This window comes from Aquabacterium sp. J223, assembly GCF_024666615.1.
Taxonomy (GTDB): domain Bacteria; phylum Pseudomonadota; class Gammaproteobacteria; order Burkholderiales; family Burkholderiaceae_C; genus J223.
Map to the genome: position 1 here is coordinate 4,078,566 of NZ_CP088297.1, position 12,536 is coordinate 4,091,101.

At 68.3% G+C, this 12,536-nt stretch carries 14 protein-coding genes and 1 pseudogene; 9 read left to right on the plus strand and 6 right to left on the minus strand.

Going from position 1 to position 12,536, the window contains the following annotated elements; all coding sequences use genetic code 11:
• Positions 1-41: 41 nt before the first annotated feature.
• The 3 genes from LRS07_RS19225 to LRS07_RS19235 are packed head-to-tail and all read left to right on the plus strand — an operon-like array spanning position 42 to position 2,820.
• Positions 42-1,025: a Bug family tripartite tricarboxylate transporter substrate binding protein gene (locus LRS07_RS19225; protein WP_260499528.1), complete on the plus strand. Its 984-nt coding sequence runs from the start codon at positions 42-44 to the stop codon at positions 1,023-1,025.
• A gap of 43 nt (positions 1,026-1,068) precedes the next feature.
• Positions 1,069-2,037, plus strand: a complete 969-nt coding sequence (locus tag LRS07_RS19230; protein ID WP_260499529.1) for a PDR/VanB family oxidoreductase — start codon at positions 1,069-1,071, stop codon at positions 2,035-2,037.
• Positions 2,038-2,097: 60 nt separating this feature from the next.
• The gene (locus LRS07_RS19235) at positions 2,098-2,820 is read left to right on the plus strand and encodes a class II aldolase/adducin family protein (protein WP_260499530.1); all 723 of its coding nucleotides are present in this window, start codon (positions 2,098-2,100) and stop codon (positions 2,818-2,820) included.
• Here the strand turns inward: LRS07_RS19235 and LRS07_RS22355 are convergent.
• Positions 2,711-3,280, minus strand: coding sequence for a YceI family protein (locus LRS07_RS22355; protein ID WP_409450655.1), 570 nt, complete (start codon positions 3,278-3,280; stop codon positions 2,711-2,713). The two genes, LRS07_RS19235 and LRS07_RS22355, sit on opposite strands and share 110 nt — an antisense overlap.
• Positions 3,277-4,140, minus strand: a complete 864-nt coding sequence (locus tag LRS07_RS19240; protein WP_260499531.1) for a fumarylacetoacetate hydrolase family protein — start codon at positions 4,138-4,140, stop codon at positions 3,277-3,279. The genes LRS07_RS22355 and LRS07_RS19240 overlap by 4 nt, the downstream gene beginning before the upstream one ends.
• A 307-nt stretch (positions 4,141-4,447) precedes the next feature.
• Here LRS07_RS19240 and LRS07_RS19245 point away from each other — a divergent pair, with 307 nt between their 5' ends.
• Positions 4,448-5,371 carry a citrate/2-methylcitrate synthase gene (locus tag LRS07_RS19245; protein ID WP_260499532.1) on the plus strand — a complete coding sequence of 308 codons (924 nt, stop codon included), beginning with the start codon at positions 4,448-4,450 and terminating at the stop codon, positions 5,369-5,371.
• A gap of 17 nt (positions 5,372-5,388) precedes the next feature.
• Positions 5,389-5,520 (plus strand): citrate/2-methylcitrate synthase, encoded by a 132-nt coding sequence (locus LRS07_RS19250; RefSeq protein ID WP_260499533.1) that lies wholly within the window; start codon positions 5,389-5,391, stop codon positions 5,518-5,520.
• Between the two features lie 62 nt (positions 5,521-5,582).
• Here the strand turns inward: LRS07_RS19250 and LRS07_RS19255 are convergent, their stop codons facing one another.
• The 4 genes from LRS07_RS19255 to LRS07_RS19270 all read right to left on the minus strand — a co-directional run bounded on the left by LRS07_RS19255 (position 5,583) and on the right by LRS07_RS19270 (position 9,723).
• Positions 5,583-6,611 (minus strand): ABC transporter substrate-binding protein, encoded by a 1,029-nt coding sequence (locus LRS07_RS19255; RefSeq protein ID WP_260499534.1) that lies wholly within the window; start codon positions 6,609-6,611, stop codon positions 5,583-5,585.
• Between the two features lie 842 nt (positions 6,612-7,453).
• Positions 7,454-7,894 (minus strand): VOC family protein, encoded by a 441-nt coding sequence (locus LRS07_RS19260; RefSeq protein WP_260499535.1) that lies wholly within the window; start codon positions 7,892-7,894, stop codon positions 7,454-7,456.
• 3 nt (positions 7,895-7,897) lie between these two features.
• Entirely contained in the window at positions 7,898-8,662 is a 765-nt protein-coding gene (locus LRS07_RS19265; RefSeq protein WP_260499536.1) for an SDR family NAD(P)-dependent oxidoreductase, read from the minus strand.
• A gap of 44 nt (positions 8,663-8,706) precedes the next feature.
• The gene (locus LRS07_RS19270) at positions 8,707-9,723 is read right to left on the minus strand and encodes a Bug family tripartite tricarboxylate transporter substrate binding protein (protein ID WP_260499537.1); all 1,017 of its coding nucleotides are present in this window, start codon (positions 9,721-9,723) and stop codon (positions 8,707-8,709) included.
• Positions 9,724-10,027: 304 nt separating this feature from the next.
• Here LRS07_RS19270 and LRS07_RS22360 point away from each other — a divergent pair.
• The 4 genes and pseudogenes from LRS07_RS22360 to LRS07_RS19285 all read left to right on the plus strand — a co-directional run.
• Positions 10,028-10,336 (plus strand): annotated as a pseudogene (locus LRS07_RS22360) (polysaccharide deacetylase family protein); the annotation flags it as partial.
• A gap of 124 nt (positions 10,337-10,460) precedes the next feature.
• Entirely contained in the window at positions 10,461-10,760 is a 300-nt protein-coding gene (locus LRS07_RS19275; RefSeq protein WP_260499538.1) for a polysaccharide deacetylase family protein, read from the plus strand.
• 30 nt (positions 10,761-10,790) lie between these two features.
• Entirely contained in the window at positions 10,791-11,252 is a 462-nt protein-coding gene (locus LRS07_RS19280; RefSeq protein WP_260499539.1) for a DoxX family protein, read from the plus strand.
• A gap of 19 nt (positions 11,253-11,271) precedes the next feature.
• Positions 11,272-12,495, plus strand: a complete 1,224-nt coding sequence (locus tag LRS07_RS19285) for an alpha-hydroxy acid oxidase (RefSeq protein WP_260499540.1) — start codon at positions 11,272-11,274, stop codon at positions 12,493-12,495.
• Positions 12,496-12,536: the final 41 nt, after the last annotated feature.

Sequence of the window (12,536 nt, forward strand, 5' to 3'; positions counted from 1 at the left end):
CACGCACCATGCCGACGTCCCGCATCCTTGAAGGAGCCTCGATGACGCGAAACCAACTTTTCAAGCGCGTGGCAGCTGCGGCCATTACCGCCTGCTGTGCTCTGCCGGCAACGACGGCGTGGGGCCAGGCCTATCCGTCGCGCCAGATCAAATTGGTGGTGCCGTTCTCGCCTGGTGGCCTGCCGGACACGGTGGCCCGCATCCTTTCCACCCGGCTTCAAGAGTCGCTCGGGCAGCCGGTCATCGTGGAAAACAAGCCGGGTGGAAGTGGGGCCATTGCCGCAGCGACGATCACTCAGTCTCCGGCCGACGGCTACACGTTCCTAGTGACGGACGGTTCGAGCCTTGCCATCGCGCCACTGATCAGCAAGAGCATTACGTTCGACACGGAGCGGGACTTCACGCCCGTCTCGCTAATTGGAACCGCCCCGCTATTTCTTGCGGTGAACAGCAAGGTCCCTGCGAAGAACCTAGACGAGTTCATCGCCTTGGCAAAGTCAAAGCCGGGGGCCATGAACTATGGCTCAGCCGGCAACGGCTCGATCCATCACCTAACCGCCGAGGCGATGAAGCAAGGCCTCGGAATCTTTATCACGCACATTCCGTACCGTGGCAGCGGCACTTCCGTCCCCGCAATGGTCGGCGGTGACGTGGAAATGGTGTTCGCGTCGCCACCGTCGCTGATGGGCTTCGTCAAGAACGGCCAGGCGCGCCTTCTGGCGATCAATTCGCCAAAGCGCTCGCAGCTGGCCCCAGAAGTGCCGGCACTGTCCGAGCGCATCAAGGGGTTCGACTTTGCGTTCAACGTCGCAATGCTGGCCAAGGCCGGCACGCCGCCGGACGTCGTGCAGCGAGTGAGCACCGAGGTGGCCAAGATCGTTAAGCGACCCGATGTCATAGACCAGCTCGCCGTCGCAGGCGTCGAGGCGGTGGGCGGCACCCCGGCGCAGCTAGCCCGCGCGTTAAAGGATGAGGCCGGCCGGGTGACCGCTGCGGCCAAGCACGCCAACCTGAGGCCCGACTGACCCGGCCAGCCGGACGGCTGTCGGTCAGAATGCGTTACCCAACATGAACACAGGCAACCACACCGACACGTCGATGCCCTTAACGGTCACCGACGTTCAGGATCTGGCCGATGGCATCCGCGGCTTTACGCTGGCGCAGCCGGACGGCACTGCCCTGCCGGCCTTCACCGCCGGTTCGCACGTTAAGGTGCAAACCCCGTCCGGCTCCGTCCGCAAGTACTCGCTCTGCTCCAACCCCTTCGAGCTCGACACCTACCGCATCGCCGTCAAGCGGGAGGACGGCGGGCAGGGCGGATCCCTCAGCATGCACCAGCAGCTGAAGGTCGGCGACACCTTGCCGACCTCAGCGCCGGACAACGCGTTCCCGATGGCCGAGAACGCGAGGTCACACCTGTTCATCGCCGGCGGCATCGGCATCACGCCGATGCTGGCCATGATCCAGTCGCTGGAGCATGAGGACCTCGGTGTGCCCTGGAAGCTCATCTACCTGTCGCGGGACGCGGCCTACACCGCCTTCGTGCACGACCTCAAGGCGTACGGCCGGCGGGTGACCGTGCACCATGACCACGGCGACCCGGCCAATTCGTTCGACCTGTGGCCTGCGCTGGAAAAGCCGGCCGTAGGCCAGCACGTCTACTGCTGCGGCCCGCGCCCCCTGATGGAGGCCGTGCGCGATATGACCGGCCACTGGTCGGCGAAGCAGGTGCACTTTGAAAGCTTTGCCGAGGGGGGCGAGGTCAAGCCGGACGACAAGCCCTTCACCGTTCAGCTGGCGTCCAGCGGCAAGAGCTTTGAAGTGCCGGTGGGCCGCTCCATCCTCGCGACGCTTCGCGAGCACGGTCTCGACACCCCGTCGTCCTGTGAAAGCGGCACCTGCGGCACCTGCCGTACCCGGCTGCTGGAGGGCGAGGTCGATCACCGCGACATGGTGCTCATGCCGGAGGAGATGGACACGCAGATCATGATCTGCGTGTCACGAGCCAAGTCCGACAGACTGGTCATCGACCTCTAGACCGGCGTGCCGGGACGGCGACCGTTTGCGCGAATGCTTTCAACCAATGATGTCCACCCCATGACGGGATCTGTACAAGCCGACGCCGGGCTGATCGAGAAACTGGTCTTGGCCAACCAGATCCTGTACGACCAGGGTGTCGTCGATGGCCTCGGCCATGTGAGCGTCCGGCACGATCAGAATCCTGGCCGCTTCCTCCTGTCGAGGAACCGCGCGCCGGCCCTGGTTCAGGCGGCCGACATCCTCTGCTACGACCTGGACGGCGTGGACGTGGCGAACACGGGCCAGCGGTCGTACCTTGAGCGCTTCATCCATGCGGAGATCTACCGGGCGCGCCCTGACGTGCAGGCGGTGGTGCACAGCCACTCGCCCAACGTGATTCCGTTCGGCGCTACCGGGCAGCGGCTGCGACCGATCTTCCACATGGCCGGCTTCCTGGGAAGTGGGACGGCGCGCTTCGACACCCACGATGTCGTCGGCGACAGCGACCTCCTGATTGGCAATGCCGAACTGGGGGCTGCGCTGGCGCGCGCCCTAGATAGCTGCAGCTGCGTCCTCATGCGAGGACACGGTTCCACCGTGGTTGGCACCTCCATCGAACAGGTGGTGTACCGCGCGATCTATTCCGAGGTGAATGCCCGGCTGCAGCTCAACGCCTGCACCCTCGGCGAGGTCAAGTACCTGACGCCCGGCGAAGCGGACCTTGCGGCGGCGTCGAACGACACGCAGATCGGCCGCTCGTGGGAGCTGTGGTGGAAACAGGTGACGGACAAGCGCCGCTGACCCCCGCTGCAGCGACGGGTCGGTTGGCGCAGGTGGCGCTCGGACTACCGTTGTCCCCGGGGCGATGGTGAATAGGCGGCTGGCGGTGATGACGTTGCCGGCGGTCGACAGCGCCCACCGGCACGACCACCTTACGGGCGATTCCCTTGATGGACACCCTGCCCGCCACCTCGAAGCGCGAGAGGTCGATCGCACGGATGCGGCTGGATTCGAAGGAGGCCTGCCCAAAGGTCATGAACGCCAGCCACTCCGGCTTCTGCAGCGCCGCGGCGATCTCCGTCACGCGCAGCGTCGCGCTGCCGGTGTCGATGGTGATCGCCACGCTGCCTGCCTCCGGCCGGTCGGGGTCGAGCGACACCCGCGCGTCGAAACGCCGGAAGCGACCTCCAAGGGAACGCCCATCTGCCGCACGACGAAGGCGACGTCGCTCTGCGCCGGCACCAGGACCGCCTGGCCTCAGCCATAGTGCGCTCCGACGCTGACCGCCGCCTCGCCGATGCCCTGCACCGACGCGCGGATGGTGTCTCCCGGCACCACCGGGCCAACGCCGTGCGGCGTGCCGGTCATGATCACGTCGCCAGGCTGCAAGGTGTACATGGCCGAGGCCATCTCGATGAGGCCGCCCACGTCCACAACCAGATGGCGGGTGTTGGACCGCTGGCGCGGCTGGCCATTGACGCTGAGGGCCAGGTCCAGGGTATCGGGATCCGGGATTTCGTCGGCCGTGACCAACCAGGGGCCCAGCACACTGTAGGTATCTACCGATTTGCGCCAGCACTGGAACTCCGGCCCCCGCACCGTCATGTCCAGGCCGATGGCGTAGCCGGCCACATGGCGCAGCGCGTCGGCCCTGGCGATCTTGTGGCAGGGCTCGCCGATCACCACCGCTAGCTCGCACTCGTGGTCGTTGCGGCGATCGGGGCGGCGCAGCACGATCTCCTCGCCGAAGCCGATCAACGACGTCGTCGCTTTGAGAAACAGACCCCAATCCCGGATCGTCGTCACGGCGCGGCCATGGGAGATGCCTTTGTCGCGCATGCTCTCGTCGATGTGGGACTGGTAGTTGATTGGCGCGCCGATGATCTTCGAAGGGTTCGCGATCGGGCTCAGCAGCCGGACCGCCGACAGCGGCATGGACCGGGCACCGGACCTCAGGTTGCGGACGGCGGCGCACACCGCAGGGAGGTCGGCGATCAGCGGGTCATGGTGCGGCAACGGGTAACGCACCTGTGGCAACACCTCCAGGGCCGGTGTCACGTCGAAGACCGCGTTGCCCTCCACCACACCCAACCGCCCCGCATCGAACCGGCAGAGTTTCATGACCCTTCCCGCACCGCAACGGGGACCATGCTCACATTTTCAATTCAATTAATCAATCTGGTTTTGCAGAGGTTGATGATCAACGATTTGCCACTGCTCGTCAGGCTAGATGCGGCCTGCCATCTGGGATTAATGATATTGATCCACCACTTACATGCCGGACGCATTTCTGGAAACCAACGAGGTGATGCGGCTGCTTGGCATCAAGCAGCAGACGCTCTATGCCTACGCGAGCCGAGGGCTGCTTCGCCGCACCTCCACGGCTGGATCGAAGCGATCCCTCTGTTAGCGCGAGGACGTCGAACGCATGCTGGCCCGCAAGCTCGAGCGGGACGGCCCGCCGAGCGACGCGCCGTCGGTCGTCATCCCGAACAGCGTGAGCAGCGTGATCACCGAGATCCACCCCAGACGGTCCGCCTTACAGGGGCGGCATGCGCGCGCCCTGCCGATACAGCCCGGCCGACTGGAGAACTTGGCGGAGCTGCTGTGGACAGGCATGGCCATCGACGAGCCGGTGCCCTGGGAGTCCGACGCGTTCCCGCCGAACATCGAGGCGGTCATCGCCGCACTCCAGCACGGTGGCACCTCCGCCCCGATCCTGCGCGTGATGGCCTCGGTCACCATCGCGCTGGGCGAGGCGGCGAGCTCGGAGCTGCGGTCCGGCAACACCATGCGGTTGGCGCGCCGACTGGTCTATGCCTATGCGGGCTGTCTGGCCCACCTGCGTTCGCCCGGCCGCTTCCTGCACCCCAAGGCGGGCGAGTCGATGGCGGCCCTGGCGCTGCGGGCGCTGGACGCAAAGCCGAGCCCGTCATCGGAGGCGGCGATGAACGGGCTATTCATCTGCTGCGCCGACCACGAGCTGTCGCCGGCCACCTTTGCCGCGCGCGTCGTCGCGTCGACTGGCGCCGGCCTCCACGCTTGCCTGATCGCCGCCCTCGGAGGCCAGTCGGGCCTCGTGCTGGGCGGGGGCTGCGATCGCGCCGAGGACTTCTTCGCCACACGGCAGTCGCCGGCGCGCCCGCGCGAGCTAGCCGCGGCGTCGGCCCGCGGCGAGGTCAAGGTCCATGGATTCGAGAGCCAACTCTATCCTCACGGCGATCCACGCGCCGAGTACCTGCTGGAACTGGCCGCCGGCCTGGCGGCGGCGAAGGCGCTGGCCGACATCCAGTCGCTGGTGGAGCAGTGCAGGCCGCGGGCGGCCCGCCGGTGTCGTTGGTCGTCGGCCTAGTGGCGCTGGCGCGGGCGATGGACCAGCCGCAGCGCAGCGCATCGGCCTTGTGGACCGTTGGCCGCAGCGTGGGCTGGATTGCGCACGTCATCGAACAGCGCCTGACGGGAAGCCCGATCCGCCCGCACGTCAAGTACCGGACGGCCTGAGCCGTCGGCGTTCGCGCTCGGAGCGCTGCGACCGGCGGCCGCAGCGCTCAGGTTCCGCCGCTTCAGGGCGTGGGGAAGATCACGCGGTGGTAGGTCATGTCGTAGTACTGCGCGCCCTCGCGCAGCTTGACGCCGGCCCGGCCGAACTTGGCGCGCAGCCTCACCACCGTGTCGACGCCGGCGGTGTCGATGCGGGCCTGGCGCTGGAACGTTTCACGACCGGACACCAGCGCGGTGTAGGCGGTCTGGGCCGCCTGCAGCGTGGTCTGCGCAGGCATGTTGGCCAGGAAGATGCGGATCGCGTCGTCCTTGTTGCGGGGGTCGGCCAGCCAGTCGATCGCCGCGGCGTAAGCCCGGATGTACGAGCTCACCTGTTGGGCGTTGGCACGAGCCCAACCCTGCCGCACCGCCGCCACCACGCCCTGGTAGTGCCCCAGCGCCACGCTGGCGTTGCCCAGCGTCGGGAAGCCCTGCGCTTGCGCCATGATGTCGAACGGCGCCACCAGCATCGTGGCGGCGTGCTTGCGCTCCATCAGCGCCTGGTAGCGCTGCATCACGCCGCCGGCGCGCTCGGTCTTGTAGTCCCGGTCCAGCACCAGGCCGTTGCGCTCCAGCATCTCCAGCAGCACGAAGGCGTAGCCGGTGCTCAGGGCATCGACCGACAGCGTCTTGCCCCGCAGGTCGGCGTAGCTGCGCACGTCGGGGCTGGCAACCACCCGCAGGAAGCCGGTGTCGGCGCCCATGACGGCGACCAGGTCGGGCCCGTCGACCCCGGCCTCGCCCTGCCCCTCGCGGTAGGCGATCACGTTGTCCATCGCGGTCATCGCGATGTCGAAGTCGCCTTGGATGAGGCCCTTCATCTGGAACGTCGAGTTGGGCGTCGGCGTGATGGCCACCGACAGCCGCTCGCGGCTGAAGTAGCCCTTGTCCTGCGCGACCCACAGCGGCCAGTTGAACCCTCCCGGGAACACGATGACCTTCAACGGCACGGCCGCCGCGGGCGGTGCGGCGGGGCTAGGCGGCGTCAAGGGACCGCTGCCGCAACCGGACAGCGCGCCGATGACAAACAGGCTGCACATCCAACGGAACATGATGTCTCTCTCCTTAATGAAGTGATGAATGGATCAGAAAGGGGCCCTAACACCGATCTCGATGCAGCGCCAGTGTCCGGCCTCACGCCTGCCCATGGCGCACCAGACGTGCGTCACAGCGTCCATGGCGAACGCCATGCGAACCTTGCCGGGTCGCCGACGGCACAGCTGGTCTCGGCAAAGGTCAGCGTCATGCGGCGCGCTAACCCGTCGTGTCGCGCACGCGCCTTCTCCGACCAAACAAGACCGGCTCACTCGGCGCGATTCTCAAGTGGCCGAATCGCATCAGCCATGACCACCTCATGAAAGTTGCCCATCAGTGAGACCGATGGCTTGGCTATCGCGTCTGAGCTGCAGCGCGAGGGGCGTCAGAGACCCGGACCGCCGAGGTGCAGCGCCCCGTATAGTCTGGCGCACGGCAACCCACGGGCGGCGGGGAGAACGTGGCGCTGAGGGTGCCGGACTTTGAGGTCGTTCCCCAACCCGGACGAGGAGACCTTTTCCGACCGACTGAGCGACGGCTTAGTGGACGCATTGGTGTCGCCGCAGCACCCTCTCCGTTCGCGCACCCCGAGCGGGCAGATCGTCACCTTGGTCGCGCTTGGCAACCTGAAAATGGCGCGACGGCAGCCGATGGCGGCGCACGGATGAGTGCGTTCGTCGGCTGGGCGCTTCTGGTCGCTGGTAGTGGACGCCGACACCGGCCTTTTGTCGGAGCGTCACGCGAATGGCATTTTTCGCTGGCCGTTAGTAGCCAGCGTCATTGCAGGGCGCAATCGGCCGCTGCCTGTCCATCAGAGTCTCGCGGCCCGTGAATCACCGACGAAGGCAAACTGCTCAAGCTAGGCGCCGCTATGCACCTCAACTGGCGGCACGCGCTCCACCAGCTTCACGAGGTTGCCTTCGGGGTCCGACACGAACAACAGACGCATTCCCAGTTCCGGGAAGACCTTCGGACCGAACAGCACCGCGACGCGCGCCTCTACGAGCCGCTGCTGCACCGCGTCGAGGTCCGTGACCTGAAGCCCGAAATGCGTGATGCCCCGCTGCGCCCCATGCCGCGGCGGGTCGGGGAACCGGACGGACTCCACCGACTGGTCGAACTGGATCAGTTCGACCTCGAATCCGCCCAGCCGCAGAAAGCAGATCTCTAGCGCCATCTCGGGGTAGCGACGTCGCGACACGCGACGGAAACCGAACAGGTCGACGTACCACGCCTCGACCTCGTCGAGGCGCTTGACCGACAGGTTCACGCACTGGGCACCCAGGACAAGGTCGGCCATCGCTTACACCATGATGATGCCGCCGTTGACGTCCAACGTGGCACCGGTGATGAAGCTGGCGTCGGGTGACGCCAGGAACCAGGCCACGGCCGCGATCTCTTCGGGGCGGGCGTAGCGGCCGAGCGGGATCGTCTTCGGGATGGCGGCGTAGAAGTCCTCCGACGTCGTCTCCTTGACCCGCTCCACATCGGTCGGTCCCGGCGCCAGCGTGTTGACGAGGATGTTGTAGTCCGCGTACTCGCGAGCCAGGTGCCGCGTGAGGCCGAGCACGCCGGTCTTGGCCGCGGTGTACTCCACGCCCAGCGCCGTCGCCACGGACCGCGCCGCATTCGACGCGAAGTTGATGATCCGTCCGCTCCTGGCCTCCATCATGCCGGGCAGCACCGCCTTGCAGCACAGGAAGATGCCCTTCAGGTTCGAATCCACCACCGAGTCCCACTCCGCCTCGGTGGTTTCGTGGGGCATCTTGTAGGCGAAGTAGCTGCCGGCCGCGTTGACGAGCACCTCGGGCGTGCCCATCGACGCACGCACGGACTCGGCCATGGCGCTGACGGAGTCCCACGACCGCACGTCGCAGGAGAAGGCCATCGCCGCCCCGGGCCGATCACCCCTGCGCTGCACCGCCTCGGCCACGGCACGGGCACGCTCCATCACGAGATCGACCACGGCCACGCGGTCGCCACCGTCGACGAACCGCTGGACCACGCTGGCCGGGATGCCGCGCCCGCCTCCGGTGACGATGACGGTGCGCGGCGTCGGGCTGGACATCTCTGGGTTCCTGCTGGTCATGGAGAGCAAAGCGGCCCGGCCGTTCAGTCCAAGGCGATGTTCATCGGCGCAATGACCTGGCCCCATTGCTGGAACTCGGCGCGGGCGTAGTCGTCGGCCTGGCGGGCGCTGGTCCGCTCGGCCACGGTGAGGCCGGCGTCCGCCAGGCGCTTTTGCACCTGGGGGTTCTGCAGGCTGTCGTTGAGGCTTCGGTTGAGACGGTCGATGACCGGCTGCGGCGTCGCGCGGGCCACGCCGACGCCGACCCAGATCGGAACGCTCATGTCGTAGCCGGCTTCGGCCATGGTGGGCACGTCCGGGATGAGCGGCACGCGGCGGGGCGTCGCCGTGGCCAGGAAGCGCAGCTTGCCGGACTGGACGAACGGCATGGGCGTGTTGGCGTCCACGAACATTGCGATCACCTGGCCGGTCGCCATGTCGGCCAGCGCCGCGGGCGAGCCCCGATAAGGCACATGCGCCATGCTCAAGCCGGCCTTGCGCTGGAAGATCTCCATGTTGAGGTGGGTGGGGTTGCCCACGCCCGAGGACGCGAAGTTGAGCGACTTCTCCGGCCTCGACTTCACGTACTGGATGAACTCCGTCACCGAGGCGACGTTCAGCGACGTCGGCACCACGAGCACCGGCGGCATCTGGACCATCATCCCCACCATGGCGAAGTCGCGTCGCGGGTCGTACGAGAGCTTGCTGTAAAGGTGGGGGTTCTGGGCGTAGATGCCCATGTCCACCGTCAGCAGGGTGTGGCCGTCCGCCGGCACGCTGGCCAGCGACGACGCGGCGATGGAACCCGCCGCGCCGGGCCGGTTCATGACCACCACCTGCTGCCCGAGGTCGCGCGCCATGCCTTCGGAGACGATGCGCGCCAGCACGTCCATCCCGCTGCCGGCGGGGTAGCCGACGATCCACTGCAGCGGCTTCGACGGAAAGGCCGCCGTCTGCGCCACCGTGCCCGACGGCCACAGGCCGAGACCCAGACCCGGCGCCGACACCGCCAACGCCGCTGCCGACAGCACCCTTCTCCTGCTCATCAACGCTGCGCCCATTGATGTCTCCTGTTGTGCCGAACGATGGGTTCAGCAGGCCACGTTAGGGCGGTCCCAGGTCGGGCGCAATCTTGAAACAGCGTCAATCCGGGAAAGCCAAATGGCCAGGGGTTCGGCCGAAAGATTGATGGACGTTCAACGTTGATCATCCGGGCAGCGGCCCCTAGACTGATCGAAACACCACCAGAGAGGCAACATGCCGCACAGCTTCTGGCCCGATGGCGCGCGACTGGTCGTCTCGGTCTCCATGCAGTTCGAGGCCGGGGCGCAGCCGGCCTGCGCGCCGTACAGCCCGTTCGCCGAGATGGACCCGTCCACGCCCGACCCGGCCGTCGGCAAGTGGTTCGAGTACGGCCTGAAGGAAGGCGTGCCGCGCCTGCTGGACCTCTGGGACCGCAAGGGGATCAAGGTCACCTCGCACATGGTCGGCAAGGCCGTGGCCCGCAGCCCGCAGCTGGCCCGCGAGATCGTCGCCCGCGGCCATGAGGCGGCCGCGCACGGCCACGAATGGGTACCGCACTGGACGATGACGCCCGAGCAGGAGCGCGCCTCCTACCGGTCGAACATCGAGGCCATCGAACAGGCCACCGGCACACGGCCGGTGGGTTTCAACGCCTTCGCGCTGCGCAACGGGCCCAACACCCTGGGCATCCTGCAGGAGCTCGGCTTCCTCTACTACATCGACGACGTCAGCCGGGACGAGCCGTTCTCGGTGGGGGGTCGGCGGCCGGCCGTTCATGGTGGTGCCCTACACCCGGCGCAACAACGACATCGACCGTTTCCACCACCTGTCGTTCTCGGCGCGCGACTTCCTGTCGGACCTGAAGGACGAGTTCGACGTGCTGTACCGGGAGGGCGCGTCACGCCGGCGGCTGATGTCGGTCAGCCTGCACGACCGCATCGGCGGCCAGCCGGCGGTGTGCCGCGTGATGGAGGAGTTCATCGACCACGCCCGGTCGCATCCCGGCGTGGCCTTCATGCGCAAGGACGAGATCGCGCGCTGGGCCGCCACCCAGGCGGACACCCCGCGTGAATAGCGCGGCCACCCGCCCGGGAAAGGGCCGACGGTGAACGGGCTGCACGACCTCGCCGCGGGGCTGGAGCGCGCGGTGCCCCTCGTCGAGGCCCTGCTGCGCTTGTGCGTGGGCGCGGCGCTGGTGCCCTACGCGCTGCGCTCCAGCTTCGGCTTCTTCAAGAACACCGGCATGCCGGTGTCCGACCTGCGCGGCACGGCCGCCTACCTGGACCGCTACGGCTGGCGGCCCGGCATGCTCTGGGCCGTGGCCTCGACCGTCAACAACCTGGTCGGCGGCAGCCTGCTCGCGCTGGGCCTGCTGACGCGACCGGCCGCCGCCGGGTGCTGCCTGCTGCTGATGCTTTCGGCCTTCCACCACCTGCGCAAGGACGGCTACTTCGCGAACCAGAACGGCTTCGAGCACTACGCGCTGTGGGGCGTGGGCTGCCTGTACTTCGTCGTGCGGGGCGGCGGGCCGTACTCGCTGGACGCGCTGCTGGGCTGGCCGCTGTGACCGATCGCCCCGCCGCGCCATGAGCCGCCGACTCGATCGCTGCTTCAGCTTCGACGACATCCGACGGCTGGCCCGTCGCCGGTTGCCGCGCATCCTCTTCGACGTCATCGACAGCGGCGTCGAGGACGAGCGCCTGCTGGCCCGCAACGAGCAGGCCTTCGCCGACCGCCACCTGGTGCCCCGGCAGATGCAAGACGTCGGCCGGCGGTCGCAGGCCGTCACGCTGTTCGGCCGCCGCTACGCCAGCCCGGTCGGAGTGGCCCCCACCGGCCTAGCCGGCCTGTTCCGCCCCGGCGCGGAATCGGCGCTGGCGCGCGCGGCGGCGGCCTGCGACGTGCCGTTCGTCCTGTCGGGCGCCTGCCTCGAAGCCCTGGAGTCGGTGGCGTCGATCGCCCCCGACCGCACCTGGTACCAGCTCTACGCCGCACGCGACTGGAGCGTGTCGCAGGACCTGATGGCGCGCGCCCGCGCGCAGGGCATCGAGGTGCTGGTGCTCACCGTCGACGCCCCGGTCTACCCGAAGCGCGAGCGCGACCTGCGCAACGGCTTCGGGCTGCCGCTCAAACCCACGCCGTCGCTGCTGCTGGAAGCGCTGCGCCACCCGGCCTGGATCGCGGACCACCTGCGGCACGGCGGCCTGCCGATGATGCACACCTGGGCGCGTTATGCCGGCCCGAACGCCGATGCCGCCGCTGTGTTCGCCTACTTCCGCAGCCAGAGCCCGTCGGTGCAGACCTGGCGCGACCTGGACCTCTTCCGCCGGCACTGGCCGGGCCGCCTGGTGGTCAAGGGGCTGCAGCACCCCGACGACGGCGTGCGGGCGGCCGAGGCCGGGGTGGACGGCATCATCGTCTCCAACCACGGCGGCAAGGCGCTGGACCGGGGCCCCGCGGCGCTGGACATGCTGCCGGGCATGGCGGCGGCCGTGGGCGAGCGGGTCACGGTGATGATGGACAGCGGCGTGCGGCGCGGCGCCGACGCCGTCATCGCCCGCTGCCTGGGGGCGCAGTGCACCTTCGTCGGCCGGGCGCCGCTGTACGGCGTCATCGCCGCCGGCGAGCCCGGCGTCCGCCGCGTGCTGGACCTGCTGCGCGACGAGATCGACCGCACCCTGGGGCTGATCGGCGTGCCGGACTTCGAGGCGCTGGGGCCGCAGGCGCTGGGGCCCCGGGTGCTGCACGCCGGCGCCGCTCACCCGTCGACGCCGGCGCCGGCCGCCGCCGACTGGGCCGCGGCGGCCTGAGCCGGCCGCACGGGCCGCCTCGCCGTCCAGGGTCCCGCCAA